Raw genomic sequence first — 16297 nt, forward strand, 5'->3', positions numbered from 1 at the left:
CTATTTCAGGGCTTTCTGTCGCAGCAGCGCTTCCAGAAAATAATAATCCGCGTAGCTCAGCGGCACGTCCACTTCGCTGTTCGCCGGTTTGGACCCCGTGCTGTGCAGCAAAATAAAGCCTTTGTTCTGCCCCACCGGCGAGACGTAATTTGCGGCCAGATTCTTCATCACCTGATCGGCTTTGGCGCGGTAGTGTTTTCCGTTAGCGCTAAACGTGCTCAGTTCGTACAGCGCCGAAGCCATGACCGTGGCCGCCGACACGTCGCGTGGCTCGTTGGGAATGCCCGGCGCGTCGTAATCGTAGTACGGAATGAGGTCTTTCGGCATCCGCGGATGATCCAGCATGTAGCGTGCAATCTTCTCGGCCTGTTCCAGAAAGGTCTTGTCTTTGGTTTCGCGGTAGCACATCGTGTAGCCATACAAGCCCCACGCCTGCCCCCGCGACCAGGCCGACTCGTGGCTGTAGCCCTGGTGCGTGTTCTTTTTCAGTACTTTGCCCGTTAAGGTGTCGTAATCAATGACATGATACGTGCTGTTGTCAGGGCGAAAATGGTTTTTCATGGTCGTTTTCGCGTGCGCTACGGCCACTTTGTAAAAGGCCGAATCGCCGGTCAGACGCGTGGCCGCAAATAGCAATTCGAGGTTCATCATGTTGTCGATAATGACGGGGCACTGCCAAACCTCCTTGTGGTGGTCCCACGAACGAATGATGCCCGCCGCTGGCTTGAACCGCTTGGTCAGCGTCTTGGCCGACTGGATAATCACATCGCGGTACGCCGGATCTTTGGTCAGGCGGTAGCCGTTGCCGTAGCTGCAATAGATTTTAAAACCCATGTCGTGCGTTCCGGCGTTGTTTTTTTCGTTTTCGAGTTTTGCCGTAAACGCTCGGGCTTCTTCTTTCCATTTGTCCTTGCCCGTGTATTCGTACAGGTACCAAAGCTCACCAGGAAAGAAACCGCTCGTCCAGTCGCGGGCGGCCACCAGTTGCAGCGCTCTCGTCGGACTCAGGGTTCGGGGCGAAACTAGCGGCGCTTTGGCGTTGGCCTGCGACACCGCCGGAATTTCTTTCAACATCACGTCCGTTTGCTGCTCAGCCAGCTTGAATAATTTATCGATCTGCGCCTTCTGACCAAAGCCCGCCATCGGACAAAAGCCAATCAACAGGCTAAGTACTGTCTTTTTTATCGTTCTCATTTGTCTTGAATTATACCCAAAATTTACAACCAGATCACCGGATTGCGGATTGGTAAATTGCGCAAAACTTCTTCTACCTGCGGATCGTGTTCCAGCTTTTCCCACGTTTTCAACCAACCTTTCTCGTCGAACTGCACCGCCCCTAACACCAGAAACGGCTGGGCAATGGGCCAATCGTTCCAGTACATCACATCCGGTTTGAGCGGCCACCGACTTTTGTCCGCTACGTAGGGATACAGGTAGTCAATACCCTTCCGAATGCTCCGACCATCGGCGGTTTGACAGGTCCATAAATTATCTTTTTTGTCCGATAAAATCTGGCAAATCATCACCATCGCGTCCAGATTAAAGAGCGAGTAACCATACGGCTTCGTCCGGCGGAGTTCCAGCGGGAAGCTCCCATTAGCGGCCATCTGGTTGGGTAGCAGCACCGTTTTGTAGCGATCCCGGCAGAAGGCCATCACCTGCTCGTTTCCCGTCAGTTTGGCAAACGAAGCGACCTGCATCACCCAGCAGGTGCCGTGGTTGTTTTTGGCCTCCATCTCGTCTTTTCCGTAGGGATGCGTGGTGAGCCAGGTTATGTAATCGGAGAACCAGGATTTGATGGCCGCCACCTGCTTCGGATTGGCGCTTTTCGATTTCTCCATCACCATGAGCCCCTGCGCCACCTCCATCAGGTGAATCGTGTCGATGATGCCAATGCCGCGCCCGGTTGCCCGCCCTTTGATGGCCTGCGCGTAGAGCAACGACGGATTCATGCGCGTGTCGGGATTCACAAACCAGGCGTTCAGGTGCTGAAATGCCGCCCGCGTGTATTTCTCATCGCCCGTCAGTTTGTACGCCGAAGCCAGCGCCCCCACAATCCGGCTAAACCGAATCATGGCCTGTCGATGCGCCACAAAGTTGTCTGGATTGGTCATCCCGTCCCGCTGTACGTAAGGCGCTTGCGGATTGATTGAATCGGGCCACCAATAATCACCTTCGGAGAAAAAATCGTGCCTGGTTCCTGCGCTGCGGGGGCTGGTTTGGGCAGTCACGGTAACGGGCTGCTGCGCCAGCGCCCAGCTTGCCTCTTTTAAAACGTGCGTCCGAAGCGTTGCTTTCACCTGCTGCTGTAAATCAGGTGGTTGAAGAAAACAGAACCCCGTTGTAATCAGCCATATCCAGCCTAAAAACCATTTCATACGTGTGTGTTTTATTGAGTCATAAATGTCCATGTCACTTTCCCCACTGTGTTGGGCTTGCCTTTTTCGGCGGCGGAAATGGAGCCTTTCCACGGGCCGGATTTCTGCCGTTCGACCTTGAGTACGCGCCAGCTATACTGGCCTTTTTCGTAATCAAACGTTTCGCCGTCATCGTCATAAAGGCGGTATTCTGCGGGTTTCTCCCCGTAATGCCGGATTTCCAGATCTACTTTCTGCCCAGGCTTAGGCGCGTGCAGCAGCGGGGGCATTATCGGAATAATCCCGCCATCCTTTACAAAAACCGGAATCTTGTCCAGACCCGGCGTTACAGTGATGACCTCGCCATTGCCCACGTATTTTCCGGTGTAAAAATCATACCATTTGCCTTTGGGTAAGATCACCTTGCGCGATTTCTGACCCGTAAAGACAGGGGCTACCAGCAGGTATTCGCCCGCCATGTACTGATCTTTCACTTCTTTGCTTACCGCCTCGACATAAGGATTTTCTTCCAAACTAGCCGTCACCACTTCCTTGCGCACTTCCGCCCGAAAACCGTCTTCCAGGTTCATCGCCCGAAACGGCGGTGTGCCTTCGAAATGGTATTTCGCAAATTCGGAGTACCAGTACGGCATCATCCGCATTCGTAGCTGGGCAATGGTTTTCACCTCTTCGGCTACCTCGGGGAACGACCACGGTTTGGTACCGCTAGACCAGGCGTTGATCATCGCCATGGGTGAAAAACAAACCGACTGAAACCGCCGCAACCATTCTTCACCCGTCTTGGAAGCCCGCACTTCCGGCGTCCAGAGTGTACCCGAAAAGCCGCTGTTAATCAAGGCCGTAATAAAATCTTCGTGGCTGTAATAGTCGTTATAAATGACATACGGCAGAGAAACGCCCCCGGCATTGGAAGCCCGCACCAGACCATACGTTCGCTGGTTTCGTTTTCGGAACAGATCGGCGCTTTGCTTTTGCACCAGTAGGCCGTATGTCTGCCGCATCTGCTCGGCGCTTAGGCCCGAAGGAAAGGTAGCAACGTCCGGCCAGAGGTACGTATCGTAGCCATCTACCTCGTCAATTTTGTAGCCACTAACCCCAATGCGCAGGTGTTCGTCCTCAAATTTTTTCCAGTAAATCGCCTTTGCTTCCGGTAGGGTCAGGTCGGGAACGGCCCCCACCCAGACAGTATGCGAACCCGTGTACGGCGCGATTTGGGGATACAGCGGCGCTTCTGGCGATACGTAGGGATTAGTCCAAAGATTGATGCGCACGCCTTTCTGAAGCATGTCTTTCACAAAACCCGCCGGATCGGGGAAACGGTCTTTGGCCCATTCGAAGGTGCAGGGATACGATTTAGTCTGCCAACCTGGCTCTAAACCAATGAAATCCAGTGGGTATTGCTTCGCTTCAAACTCCGCCGCTTCGTTTCGAACCTCATCCGCCGAATACAGCCGGTGCACCCGTTGCGTAAACCCCAGCCCCCAGCGCGGCGGCAGGCATCCACCGCCATTAAACAGGTTGAAGCGCCGCACGGCATCCATTGGCTTCGGCCCCGCAAAGACGTAAACGTCAGCGCCTTCCGCCGGAACCAGCATTTCCACCGCGTCGGAATACGGGCGGGCACTCCAGTCTTTGTCGGTGTTTCGGTTCTGGACTTTGGGCGGATGTTTGCTGTCTTTCCGCACCGCCGACCCAGCGTACACGTCGATGTATCGGGCCGCATTAACAAACACGCCGTACCCGTTTGACGAGACGTAAAAAGGCGTTGGCGCATGGGTCCGACCATTGTCTTTTCCGCCGTAATGATCGACGTGCAGTTTCAGAATCTTCCCCCGCTGGTGCACCGTCTGAAAATTCAGGCCGAAGCCGTATAACTGTTCGCCCTGTTCCAGCGGAAAACGCAGGTAGGTTTTGTTATTTTCCACCCAAACCGCAATTTCCCCTTTCGGTAGCGGAAACCCCGCCGGTTTTTCCAGCCGCCCCAACGCTTCCTGATTGGGCTGCGCACCGGATGCCGTCAGCAGATTGTACGCTTCTGGTTTGCCTACTGAGAGTTTCCAGACGCCGGGGGCAACTTCAGCCCAATCGTCTGTTTGCGCCCAGCCATCAGAAACGAGAATTAACAGACATATCGTCAGCAGAAACGGGGTTTTAAGTAACTGAGCTTTCATGATTTTCTAGGCTATTGCGGAACCAGTGTGTACTTTTTTCCTTTTTCGGTCATCAGGTCCATTACGTAGCCCTGCGTTAGGGGCACGTCAACGAGCTTTGCGGTTTCGTTTCGCTCGAAGGGCGGAGCTTCTGGTTCGCGGGTCAGTGCGTTGGGATTGTCTCCGCTGGCGGGTTTGGCGTTTCCTTCCAGCACTTTCACCGGCGTTTTCGTGCGGATTCGGCACAGACCACCCTGATTGGCTAGAATTGTGGCCTCGGTCAGTCGGCCTTTTTCCCAATGCATCGCCACCTCGAAAGCTCCCCGCGCTTTAATGCCGCGAATCGCGCCGTTGGCCCAGCTATCGGGCAAAGCGGGTAACAGGCTGATTTCGCCCGCGTGACTTTGCAGCAGCATTTCGGTCATTCCGGCGGTCCCGCCAAAGTTTCCGTCGATCTGGAAAGGCGGGTGCGCATCGAACAGATTGGGGTAGGTTCCGCCGCCAGTTGTTGTCGAGACAGCGGTGATGTCCGCTCCTTTTTTCGCGGTTTTGGGACCGACGTATTTCAGTCCATCGAGCAGAATTTTATATGCGTGATTGCCATCTTCCAGCCGCGCCCACCAGTTGATTTTCCACGCCATCGACCAGCCCGTGCTTACGTCGCCCCGGTGAATCATGGATTGCTTCGCGGCGGCGGCCAGCTCCGGCGTTAAACGCGGACTGATCTGATGGCCAGGGTGTAAGCCAAATAAATGCGATAGGTGACGATGCGCGTCTTTCGGATCATCATAATCCTTAAACCACTCCTGAAGCTGCCCAAACTGCCCAATGTGGTAAGGATACAGCCGCGCTTTGGTCTCCTGTAATAAGGTCAGAAAACGGGTATCGGTTTCGAGAATGGTCGCGGCTTCGATGCAGTTGTTGAACAACTCCCGGATGATCGCCATGTCCATCGTGGTTGCCATACTGACCTGGTATTCTTTGCCCGCCACTTTCATGGTGTTTTCCGGCGATGTGGACGGGTTGGTCACCAGATTGCCCTTTCCGTCCTCAACCAGCCAGCTCAGCATAAACTGGGCGGCCCCTTTCAGGAGCGGGTAGGCTTTTTCGCGCAGGAACGTTTTGTTGCCCGTAAACCGGTAATGTTCCCAGAGGGGCGTGCTCAACCACGCCCCCGCCATCGGCCAGCACGACCAGCGCGACTGGCTGCGTGGGTCCCACTCGTAGCCACCCGGCGGCGAGGTTTTCGCCCAGACATCCGAGTTGTGATGCACGCACCAGCCTTCGTTGATGCCGTAATTTACTTTGGCGGTTTCGGCCCCGTTGATGGCCAGATTACCAATAAAATTCAAGAGTGGCTGGTGACATTCTGACAGATTGGTGTTCTCGGCCAGCCAGTAGTTCATTTCGGTATTGATGTTGGTCGTGTAGTTGCTGCCCCAGGGTGGCTGAACGTGGTCGTTCCAGATGCCTTGCAGATTGGCCGGAATGGCCGCTTTCCCCGTCGAATCGGGTCGCGAACTGGCGATGAGCAGGTAACGTCCAAATTGATAATACAGCGTCTGAAGCTGGTTGTCAGGCTTTCCGGCTTCCTGCCGAATCAAACGCTCGTCGGTGGGCAGCTCCGTTAGTTCTGTGTCGCCATCCAGCGTAAAATTGACCCGATTGAACAGCGTCTGATGGCTGGCGATGTGAGCTGTTTTTAGCTGGGCGTATGATTTGGTCAAGACCCGTTGCAGGTTCGCTTTTGCTTCGAGCGAAGGATTTTTGCCCGCCAGCCCCGGCGATTGGTTGAAGCCGTTAAAGCTAGTTGCTTCGGTCAGGTACAACGTCACAGCGTTTGCGTTACTGACCACCAGTTCGTCATTCACGGCCTTTACCGTACCGCCTTCGGTTTTGACGTGCAGCCGAATTTCGAAGTTCATGCCCTCCCCCTGCGGACTGTCAGCGTACACCACCTGCTGCGGCTCCGACGGTCGATTGGCCACAAACTTAGGCGCTTTTCCACTTAAAATTAACTCATTTCCAGCCGGTTGAGCTGTAAATCGCAGCTTGCTACTCAGCCGGGCATTGAAGTTGATCGCCGCTTTTTTACTGGCCGTCAGGCGCACCACCATAACCCGATCCGGGTGGCTGATGAAGCTTTCGCGCTGGTAGGTCACCTTGCCGAGGGTGTACCGTACGGTAGCAACGGCGGTGGACAAATCCAGGTCGCGGTAATACTGAGTTGTGGTGGAATCGTTGCCCGGAAAGTCCAGCGTCAAGTCGCCCAGCGGCAGGTAACGCGCGGAATACGGTCCCTGCATTTTCTTCCACAAATCAGAGGCTTTGTTATAATCTCCGGCAAAAACCGCTTGCCGAATCTGCGGCAGAATGTCCGGCCCGGCCGGGTTGTTACCGGGGTCGGGGTACCCTGACCACAACGTATTGTCATTGAGCTGATAGCGCTCCCGCTTTACCCGACCGAACACCATTGCACCCGTTTTGCCATTGCCAAGCGGCAGGGCTTCTTCCCAGATACTGGCAGGCTGCTTATACCATAACTTCAGGTCTGCGCTCTGGTCAGGCTTCTGTGCAAAAACGCCCGTAAACAGTGGAATACTTAGCGCAATACACCAACACAAAAGACATTTCATCAACCAACTATTTATCCGTAAAAAAAGCAACAAATAAGGCTATTTCATGGCCGTTAGGACTGTTTGCTGCTCACTGGTAATATGGTTCGCCTGCTGGGCTAAGCGGTTCCAGAGCTGGCCCGACCGCTGTTCCTCCGTGGTAATGTTCAGAACGGCCTGCTGCCCCAGTCGGTCCTGTAGCTGTTGCAGATACAGGCTGCGGGGCGTGACCGATTTACCCCAACTTTCCCAGAAGCCACCGCCTTGCTGAATTTTTCCAACGCAACCGATCGCCCAGTTTTTAGCACCTAGCGGACTTTCCACCTTAAATTCGCTTTTGACCGACTCGCAATTCCAGAACAACGTCTGCGCCCCTGCCCAACCGTGGCCGCTCCCCATCGCCTTGCGGTTCTGCACCCGAATTTGACCACCACGAATGTTATCGAACAGCACGCCGGTTGTCCAGCGGTGGTGGGGGCCAATGTCGCTAAACGTGTTTTCGGCTACACAATCGAGGAAAACGTTCGGGCCGGGCACGCGCGAACCCGTTACGTAATCGTGGCGACCGCCCCAGGCCGCGCACCGCTGGAAGAGGTTCCCGACGCTGGCACCGGCCAGATTAAACGAATATTTCCGGCCACCCGTCGTGATGGATTTTGGGTCAATCATGGCGCAGTCTTCCACGGTGTTGAATACCGATCCCTCCTGAATAAAGACGCAGCCCATGCCGAAATACTTGGCAACCACGCCTTTAACCCAGCAGTTTTCGGCACCCCGCAACGTCACGGCATTCCAGCCGTGTTTTTCGTCCTGATCATCAGCAAATTGGGATTCGATCCGCAAATTTTCAACGCCGCACTGCGCTAAGCGCTCCGGAACGCTGATCTTCGCCACCTCACCCCCGCCCCACTTGTTGTCAATGGCATCCACCAACGGCATATCAACCGTCAACTGCCGCCCCGCTACGGCTTGCACGGTACGTTCATAACCGATTCGATAATCGTCGGCTTTCCAGCCATACTGACGCATTGCCAGTGCCTCAATCCAGGCGTCGTTCGGCGTTCGCTGAATCACAATTCGGTCGCCCGGTTTGACAGCCAAACCTTCGGCTATTTCTACTGTGCGAGTGCCGCTTGGCACATAAGCGCTTGTGATTCGAACACCCGTTTTTGGCAACGTTAACTTGCCTGCTTTACCAACTAATTTAATTAAATCGTGTTGCTGTTTCTGGGTCGCAATCAGAACTGTGCCGGTAGTACCGTTGCCTTCACCCCGCAGCACAACGCCGCTGACGTTGATCGTTAATGAGCCTTCTACCGGATAGACGCCCGCCTTAAGCAGAACCGCTCCGCGCATTCCGTTTTTGTCGGCAGGCAGCGCCGAAACCTGGTCGATTGCCGCTTGGATGAGCGCCCGGCAATCGCCTTTGGCGGGGCTGATCGTCGCCTTAACCGCTACCTGAGGCAGGGCAACGCCGCCGCCGTTGTAGCCCGCAAATGAAAAATCCGGTATCTGGTTGACCGCTTCGGTCTGCCCTTCGTTGGCGTAGGGCTGGTACGCCAGTTTTCCGTTTTTGAGGTATACCAAACTAGCTTCTCCCCCCGGCAGGCTGAACAGCAACCAGGGGAGAAATAAGGCTGTAATGAGCTTTATCATGCGGCTTATTTATAAATCGTTCCGTCGTTGGACGTGTAGGCGTCGTCCAGGTAAATCAGGGGTGTTGTTTGGCCCGAACTCGCGCCTACATAATTGATCCGCCACTGATTCACAAAAATATCGTCCTTGCTTTTATTGGTTGCCCGCCACTGAATGAGCGCATCGGAATTGATGATTTCTTCGCCGCCGACGTAGACGTAAATCCGGTAATCAGGCCCGATCGTCATCGCTACTTTTTTGTTCTGATTCTGGGCGAACGTCAGCGCCGGATGATTCACCGTAACCAGAAAAGGCGTCGCCACGCTGTTTGTGGCATTGCGCTGCTGGAAGCGGAACAAACCGTTATAGGGTTTGCCATCCGTACCGACAGGCAAACCGCTTGTTTTTCCCGCCGGATACCATTCAAACCGGACGTTGTCAATAAATAGATTATCCTGCCGACGCGGGTCGCGGTTCAAGGTCCACTCGTAATAAAGCGTGTTTTCGGCCACTGCGGTTCCTACCCGAATGGCATCTTTCGGAAAGTTGGAAATCCAACCGACCTGCGCTACGCTACTGACCGGAACCTTCAATTCGACATCGGCAAAAGCGCGTTGGACGTATCCCCGCGTGGCCGTTGTGGAGTTGACGCGCGGCTCTAAATGGCCGTTTTTGATGGTGGCGGAGCTGCCGTTGGTGGTGAATGTATGCGACGTTTTTTCGAACTTCTCGAAGTAATACGACGATACCCACATTTCATGCACCCGCGACTCTTTTTTGCCGTTGACGTTCACCTCGCAAGTGATGTTGTAGCGCCCGGCCTTGCGGGGGGCCTCCCACGTATTTTCGTCCAGGCCCTGCGGCTGGGTCAGGCGGCCACCGTCGCAGGCCCACTGGTAGCGTGCTGCCGGTAGGTCATCCGTTTTAACGGCCATCCAGACTTTTACTTTCTGTCCGAAAAAAAACTCGTCGCCCATCGCGCTCAACGAATCGATTTCGACGAGCGCAGGCTCCTGACAGCCGGTGAAAAACAGTCCTGTCGTTAGTATTGCTAGTATTTTTAGAGGTTTCATACCGAAAATTGCCGATTACCTAAATGAGATTATTTAATGCGTAACACGTCCCGGGTTGGGTAATTCAGCCAGGAATCCAGCGCGTGGACGTAAGAGCCATTGTTGGCCTTCAGGTTGGTGCTTCGCGCCCGAATCGCCAGTTTGTAATGGCCCGCAAAATCGTTGAATCCGATGGTTGGCGAACGGTCGTTTTTCATCAGGTACAGATTCACCTTGGCCGTGTCTGCCGAAGCGTACGAATCGTACCAGGTGGGCTGGGCGGGCAAATTGCTCCAGGTCCAGGTGCCTTTGACGATGTGATAAAGCAGCAGTTCGCGCACCTGCTCTTTCGGAAACTGCGTCAGCGAAAAGGCCATCAGCGTGGGTCCGCCCGTGGCTGGATTTAAGGAATCATACGTCGGATTGGGCAACTGATGCGTGTAAAAATAGCTCAGATCGGCGGCGGTGGCCGAGGTAAAGGCCGTGTTCGTCAGGGCCATGTATGTGCTGTTCGGCTCGTTGTATTTGTCCTGCAAACCGGCGTACTCAATGCCTTCCAGCAAAATACTGAACTCGTCGGGCCGGGATTTCAGAAATTCGTAGACGGTTTTATTCAGCTCATTGCTGATAACGCCTTCTTTTTCGTCGTAATCGTATTTCTTCTGTAATTCCAGACCTGCCAGTTCACAGCCGCTTAAGGCCGTCAGCAAAACCAGCGAAGCAAGGGTAAGCATTTTAGTAATTTTCATACGTTTATCTAAATAAAATTGGACGTATCTGAATTGGATTATCCTTCCGTGTAAGGTGGATTTTGATGGCCTTTCAGCGCGGGATTCGCTTCGAATTCGCGGTAGAAGATGGGGAACAACGCCCGCCCAATATCGCCAAAGCCGGTAATGGTTACGTTGGCTTCTTCCTGCCGCTGCCGCATCACGGGGTCCATGACTTCCAGCAGCCGGTCGGTGCGTTGCAGGTCAAACCAGCGTTTTCCCTCGCACATAAATTCGAGCTGGCGTTCTTTCAGAATCAGGCCTTCAACCGCTTTTTTGTCGGTTGTTGCTACTTCCGTGGCTGCGTCGGCCAGATATCCGACTCGTCTCCGAATGTTGTTGACAATGGTCAGGGCTTCGCTGCTGCGACCCAGTTGGTTAAGCGCCTCCGCCCGGAGCGTCAGCACATCCGCCAGCCGGTAAATCGGCACCTGCACAAAACTTTCGTTGGTCGATAAAACCAGCCAGTAATCATCTGCCGCGGTGGCCCGATTCGGATTGACCGCACTGTATTTGACGCATTTCTGAATGCCATCCAGCAAATAATGATTGTAGCTCACGGGTACGCGGTTGCCGTTGCGCCACAGCCGAACGGTGTCGATAGAATTCCAGAAACGCCCGTCAGCCCCCTTACCCGAATGCCGTCGGTTCACAAACTCATTGAATATAGTCTGCGACACCCGGTAGGTGTTGTTCGTGTTCGACGCGCCGACCCGCTGCGCCCAGGCGTTGGTTCCGTCGGTCAGGTCGATGGCCCAGTGCAGGTTGAAAATGGTTTCGGTCGAAGCGGCCGGATTGGTAAACATGTCCTTCCAGGCTTTGTCGTTGGCAACCAGCGCATAATTGGTATTTCCCACAAAATAGTCGGAAGCAGCCACGGCCTTGTCATACTCCTTGAACCACATATGCACGTCGGTTTTCAGCGCTCGCGCGGCTCCCATGTTGAAGTAAAATTTCCGGGGACCGCTCACGTCCAGGGCCAGCCGGGCCATGGCTTCGTCCAGATCGCTCAAAATCTGCTTTTTGATGTCCTCTACCGACGAACGGGCCACGCGCGACGAGCCTAAGTCACCATCCCAGGGCTGCGTCACCAACGGAACTGCCCCCCACACCCGAATGGCGTAGAAATACATCAAGGCGCGCAGGCCGTAACATTGTCCGACGTTGTCGTTATAATCATTTGGCAGTAAGTTCGGAACGGTCGGGAAACGCGCTATTCCCACGTTGCAGCGGTCAATTACCCGGTAGAGATACTGCCAATCCCACTGCGATTGCGAGGCGTCGATGGCGTTCATGTACACCCGCGTGTCGCCGTAACCCGTGTTTCCGTAGTTATCCGAACGCAGATCGCCCCACTCCAGGTGAGCGGCCTGGTTGCCATTCAGGGCTTCCTGCGCGGCATCGTAGGTCCCCGCTACCCACGTACGCATATCGCCCCGGGTGGCAAAAAACGTGTTGGGCGACAGATCGGCCAGGGGTGCCCGGTCGAGGTAATTTTCGCAGCCTGCGGTTGTTAAAAGAACGGCGGGCAAAAGAATATGGAAGAGTTTAGTAATCCGTTTCATGGAAAAAGAAAGTTGCTTATTGATGAATGCGATCACAAACTAACGTTGATGCCAAAACCAATTTCGCGTTTGCGCGGGTAGGTTGCGTTATCCCGTCCCGGCGTCAGCACACCACCGCCAATTTCCGGATCGTAACCGGTGTAGTTGGTCCAGGTGAACAGGTTGTTTCCGTAGCCATAAACCGTTAGCGCTCCCAGACGCAGGCGGCGAGCCAGCGCGTTGTCGAGCTGGTAGGAAAGCCGGATGTTCCGCAGGCGAATGAACGAGCCGTCTTCCAGAAAATAGCTGCTGAGTTCGCGGTAGTTGTAGTTCCGGTCGTTGCCGATCCAGTACCAATCGGTGAGCTGACCCGGGTATTTCCAACCTGTCCGCACGTAGTCGGGGTGCTGGTTGTGGAGGTTGCCGCCCCAGGACGCGTAGGAATGCATGAATTTGTTGTAAATCTTGCCGCCCCAGCGAACGTAAAAGTTAAATGATAAGCTCCACTGCTTGTAATTCAGCATGTTGTTCCAGCCCAAATCCCATTTTGGTTGCGCATTACCCAGTATCTGCCGATCGGAATCATCAATTTTATTGTCGTACGTACCCTCATTATTAGGTCGGTTTTCCCAAATCACATCGCCGCCGCGAGCTACCACGCCATTCACAGTAATCTGTCTGACGGTTCCAGTATACGCATCCCCATTGGGAAATACATAAGACTCCACCGTTGGCTGGCCATTCTGACCAATAATGACATTTCCCTGTGCATCGCGGTTCACAACGGGCGTCAGGCGAGTCGCATAATCGTCGGTGTAGGCATTACTGGCATCATACTGGTAAATACCGAGTTGCTTGTAGCCGTAGAAATTCCCGGCCGACATGCCCGCCGCCACGTACCAGACGTTGCTTTGCACGTAGTTCTCGCGCGCCAGATTGGTGATTCTGTTGATGTTCCGGGCCCAGTTGAACGTTGTCTGCCAGGAGAAATTTTTCGTGCGCGGAATTGGGTACGCTGATACGGAAAGTTCTAACCCTTTATTTTCAATACCCGCCAAATTCATTTTCATGGTTGCATAACCCGTATTGGTTGGCAGGTTTACCGGCACAATCAGGTCTTTGGTGGTGCGGATGTAATAATCGCCCGTAAACGACACGCGACCGTTCAGCATGTTCAGGTCAATTCCAAAGTCTGTGGCGCGGTTCTGCTCCCATTTTACATTCGGATTCCCAAAGGTGGTAACACTGGTTACACCAGCCACACCGTTGTAAAAGTGGCCCGCTTCGTAGCGCGTTTGCGATTCATAATAACCCAGCGCGCGGTCATTTCCTCCGGTACCGTAGCTTACTCGCAGCTTACCTTCAGTCAGAATGGGATTCGCCCAGTTCATAAAATTCTCGTCGGAGAAACGCCATCCGGCTGATACCGAAGGAAATACCCCCCAACGATTATTCCGTCCAAAACGCGACGAACCGTCAGCGCGGGCAATTCCATTCAGAATATACCGGCCTTTGTAGCTATAGCCCCAGCGCGTGAATAACCCGACGATGGCGTAATCCTGCGCAAAGGTGTACGTCTGCGAAGCATTCAGGGTACCGAGGTTAATCGTGCTCAAACCGCTTTCGGTAACATATTTCTGGGCACCATAGTACATATTTTCGGTTTTCCCGTTCTCGATACTACCACCCACCATTGCGTTGAATTCGTGTGCCCCGAAGCTTTTGTTTGCCGACAGATAGGCATCGCTCAGAATGGTCCAGCGCCACATGGTTTCGTCGCTACCGGCGCTCTGGCGCAAATCTTCGTTGGTGTTGGCGTCCAGCTCTTTGCTTCTAAATTCGTTGTAACGAGTCAGCAGCACGTTGCCGGTTGCACTCGCCCGAAACTGAAGCCAGTTCGTAAATTTATACTCGACATACTGGTTAAAATTGCCCTCGTACCGATTAGTAAGCCGCTTCCGGGCGTAGATTTCCTGAATCGGATTGCGCTGGCCGCCCATCGCGTACACGGGTGCCAGTCCACCGTCTGGATACCAGATAATGTAGTCGGTGATCCGTTTCAAGGCCCAGCCGAGCACATCGCCTTCGCTGATGTTGTTGGTCTTTGTGTAGCCCAGGCTCAAGCGCGTACCAAATTTAAGTTTCTTAGTGGCGTTGTAATCCACGTTGACCCGCATGTTTGCCTTGTTGTTGTAGCTGGTCAGGATGACGCCCTCCTCACCGATGTAATTCAGGCCGGTAAAATAACGCAGCCGGTCGTTGCCCCCGCTGATGCTCAGGCCCACGTCATTCCGAATGGCGGTTTGCGTTAATAATTCCTGATAATCATTGCTGGTGCTGCTGATCAGGCCGACCGAATCGGCGGTGGATGAATATTTTTCCAGGACAGTTCCCCGGGTTGTGTTGTTGTTAAGCACCCGCTCGAACTTATTGACTTGCGGCAGCGCGTTGGCAATGGTGCTGTAGCTACGCAGGTAACGTACATCGACGCGCGGTTTGCCTTCTTCGCCGGTTTTGGTGGTGATAATAACTACGCCGTTGGCCGAACGAGAACCGTAAATGGCCGCTGACGCCTGGTCTTTCAGAATTTCGATGGATTTAATATCATTGGGATTCAAGCCGTTGATGTCATTCACGATCATTCCATCCACAATGAACAGCGGCTGAACACCGTCGTCGGCAAAGGTAGACGCCCCGCGAATGACAATGCTGCTTCCCGCACCCGGCGCACCCGAATTGCTGCTGATTTGCACCCCAGCCACCGCGCCCTGCATGGCATCAAATACGTTGACGGCCTGGCGTTGTTCAATGGTTTTCTGGTTGATGGAGCCAATAGAGCCCGTCACGTCGCGTTTGTTCTGCGTGCCGTACCCCACGACCACCACTTCTTCGAGCGCCTTGTCGTCTGCCAGCAGCGTTACGTTAATGGTTTGCTTATTTCCAATCGTAATTTTCTGGCTCAGGTAGCCCACAAACGAAAAAACCAGCACCTTTCGGTCGGCGGGGACTTTCAGGCGGTAGTTACCCGTTGCGTCGGTTGTGGTTCCAATGGTGGTGCCTTCCGCAACCACGTTGACGCCGGGCAAAGCCTCGCCTTTATCGTCGGTAACTTTACCGCTGACATCGCCCTGCGCCCAAGCCGCCGTGCTGACAAAAAAGGCCAGTAAGCCAACCAACCAGCGGTAATGCCGCAGATAGGTATGTACATGTTTATTCATACGTATAATTGGTTTGGTTTAGGATTTACAGTACGGAAGACAGCAAAAAAAGCAATAGCAGAACGAGCAGGGTCAACACGGCCCCTTCGGCCACTTTTAAATTGAACCCGTTTTTTCTCATGCTTTATTCTTGCTGATCTCGGCACTAAACTCTGGGACAATTTTACTATAGTTCAATTTCTTCTATGTGTAGTGCAAAAATCTATCAGGTGGAGAAATCGTTCAGGCGGGGGAAGGAACGTTCAATGGGGGCGACAAATCGTTCGCGGTATTTCTGAACGGTTCAAATCGGGTGTGATAAAGAAGCTACACGGGTCTTTTTTCGTCCGAGGTATAGACGCCTTTATTGGAATGTCCGGTGCGGTATCTTTTTGTCCGCAGTCGAACAGATACTGTCCGAGTCCGTACATTTTTGCGGACACTCAAAATAAATATATGCTGATTATCAGTGATTTAATTAATTAACACAGATTGGCACAGCGTTTGGCATATACTAATCAGAACAGTTAACAACAGAACTTAAGAACAACAACAAATACTTTAAATACGAACACACCATGTTAAACTTACTGAGTAACCTGATCGCCGCCGCTTTGTTGAGTACCACCACTACTACTGACGAGCCAGCCAAAACCAAAGCGCTTTCATTTGATGCCAGTGCCTACGTTACTATAAATCGCCAAATCCGGGTTGCCGTTGAAAAATCGGATGCGGCGCCCGTCGTTGTACTGCTCCGCAATGCCAACAATGAGATCTTGTTCAAAGAAAAACTTGGCAAAAACACGCAGAAATACGCCCTCAAATTAGACGTTGAGGCGCTGAAAGACGGCCAATACGAACTGGAGGTAAAATCGGACGAAGGCAGCATTCGGAAGCAGGTAAAAATTGCTTCTGAGCCTGTACAAACCACAACTCGGCAGATTGTCTTGAACTAA

At 53.5% G+C, this 16297-nt stretch carries 10 protein-coding genes; 1 reads left to right on the forward strand and 9 read right to left on the reverse strand.

Translation table 11 applies throughout. The features are described from left to right. Genes L0Y31_RS03670 through L0Y31_RS03710 form a run of 9 tightly spaced genes read right to left on the reverse strand, consistent with a single transcriptional unit; the run spans position 1 to position 15362 of the window. A complete protein-coding gene (locus tag L0Y31_RS03670; protein ID WP_234735782.1) occupies positions 1–1194 on the reverse strand; it encodes a glycoside hydrolase family 88 protein in 1194 nt (397 codons plus the stop codon). A gap of 23 nt (positions 1195–1217) precedes the next feature. Continuing rightward, complete coding sequence (locus L0Y31_RS03675) at positions 1218–2378, reverse strand: alginate lyase family protein (protein WP_234735783.1); 1161 nt, start codon at positions 2376–2378, stop codon at positions 1218–1220. A gap of 11 nt (positions 2379–2389) precedes the next feature. Next, positions 2390–4549 (reverse strand): glycoside hydrolase family 31 protein, encoded by a 2160-nt coding sequence (locus L0Y31_RS03680; RefSeq protein ID WP_234735784.1) that lies wholly within the window; start codon positions 4547–4549, stop codon positions 2390–2392. An 11-nt stretch (positions 4550–4560) separates the two neighbouring features. Beyond that, on the reverse strand, positions 4561–7164 hold the full coding sequence (locus L0Y31_RS03685; protein WP_234735785.1) for a glycoside hydrolase family 95 protein: 2604 nt from the start codon (positions 7162–7164) through the stop codon (positions 4561–4563). 39 nt (positions 7165–7203) lie between these two features. Continuing rightward, positions 7204–8799 (reverse strand): glycoside hydrolase family 55 protein, encoded by a 1596-nt coding sequence (locus tag L0Y31_RS03690; RefSeq protein ID WP_234735786.1) that lies wholly within the window; start codon positions 8797–8799, stop codon positions 7204–7206. Positions 8800–8804: 5 nt separating this feature from the next. Continuing rightward, the gene (locus L0Y31_RS03695; protein WP_234735787.1) at positions 8805–9851 is read right to left on the reverse strand and encodes a hypothetical protein; all 1047 of its coding nucleotides are present in this window, start codon (positions 9849–9851) and stop codon (positions 8805–8807) included. 29 nt (positions 9852–9880) lie between these two features. Beyond that, positions 9881–10579, reverse strand: coding sequence for a fasciclin domain-containing protein (locus L0Y31_RS03700; protein ID WP_234735788.1), 699 nt, complete (start codon positions 10577–10579; stop codon positions 9881–9883). Between the two features lie 38 nt (positions 10580–10617). Next, complete coding sequence (locus L0Y31_RS03705) at positions 10618–12165, reverse strand: RagB/SusD family nutrient uptake outer membrane protein (protein WP_234735789.1); 1548 nt, start codon at positions 12163–12165, stop codon at positions 10618–10620. A 32-nt stretch (positions 12166–12197) separates the two neighbouring features. Then, a complete protein-coding gene (locus tag L0Y31_RS03710) occupies positions 12198–15362 on the reverse strand; it encodes a SusC/RagA family TonB-linked outer membrane protein (protein WP_234735790.1) in 3165 nt (1054 codons plus the stop codon). A 557-nt stretch (positions 15363–15919) separates the two neighbouring features. On the opposite strand from L0Y31_RS03710, the gene L0Y31_RS03715 reads away from it, so the two are divergent. Next, entirely contained in the window at positions 15920–16297 is a 378-nt protein-coding gene (locus L0Y31_RS03715) for a hypothetical protein (RefSeq protein ID WP_234735791.1), read from the forward strand.

Origin of the sequence: Tellurirhabdus bombi (assembly GCF_021484805.1) — a bacterium.
Lineage (GTDB): Bacteria > Bacteroidota > Bacteroidia > Cytophagales > Spirosomataceae > Tellurirhabdus > Tellurirhabdus bombi.

Bases quoted from the DNA above. Each gene is read 5' to 3' on its own strand.
- L0Y31_RS03700 (WP_234735788.1), bottom strand. From the start codon at position 10,579: ATGAAAATTACTAAAATGCTTACCCTTGCTTCGCTGGTTTTGCTGACG.
- L0Y31_RS03715 (WP_234735791.1), top strand. From the start codon at position 15,920: ATGTTAAACTTACTGAGTAACCTGATCGCCGCCGCTTTGTTGAGTACC.
- L0Y31_RS03680 (WP_234735784.1), bottom strand. From the start codon at position 4,549: ATGAAAGCTCAGTTACTTAAAACCCCGTTTCTGCTGACGATATGTCTG.
- L0Y31_RS03685 (WP_234735785.1), bottom strand. From the start codon at position 7,164: ATGAAATGTCTTTTGTGTTGGTGTATTGCGCTAAGTATTCCACTGTTT.
- L0Y31_RS03695 (WP_234735787.1), bottom strand. From the start codon at position 9,851: ATGAAACCTCTAAAAATACTAGCAATACTAACGACAGGACTGTTTTTC.
- L0Y31_RS03705 (WP_234735789.1), bottom strand. From the start codon at position 12,165: ATGAAACGGATTACTAAACTCTTCCATATTCTTTTGCCCGCCGTTCTT.
- L0Y31_RS03710 (WP_234735790.1), bottom strand. From the start codon at position 15,362: ATGAATAAACATGTACATACCTATCTGCGGCATTACCGCTGGTTGGTT.
- L0Y31_RS03675 (WP_234735783.1), bottom strand. From the start codon at position 2,378: ATGAAATGGTTTTTAGGCTGGATATGGCTGATTACAACGGGGTTCTGT.
- L0Y31_RS03690 (WP_234735786.1), bottom strand. From the start codon at position 8,799: ATGATAAAGCTCATTACAGCCTTATTTCTCCCCTGGTTGCTGTTCAGC.
- L0Y31_RS03670 (WP_234735782.1), bottom strand. From the start codon at position 1,194: ATGAGAACGATAAAAAAGACAGTACTTAGCCTGTTGATTGGCTTTTGT.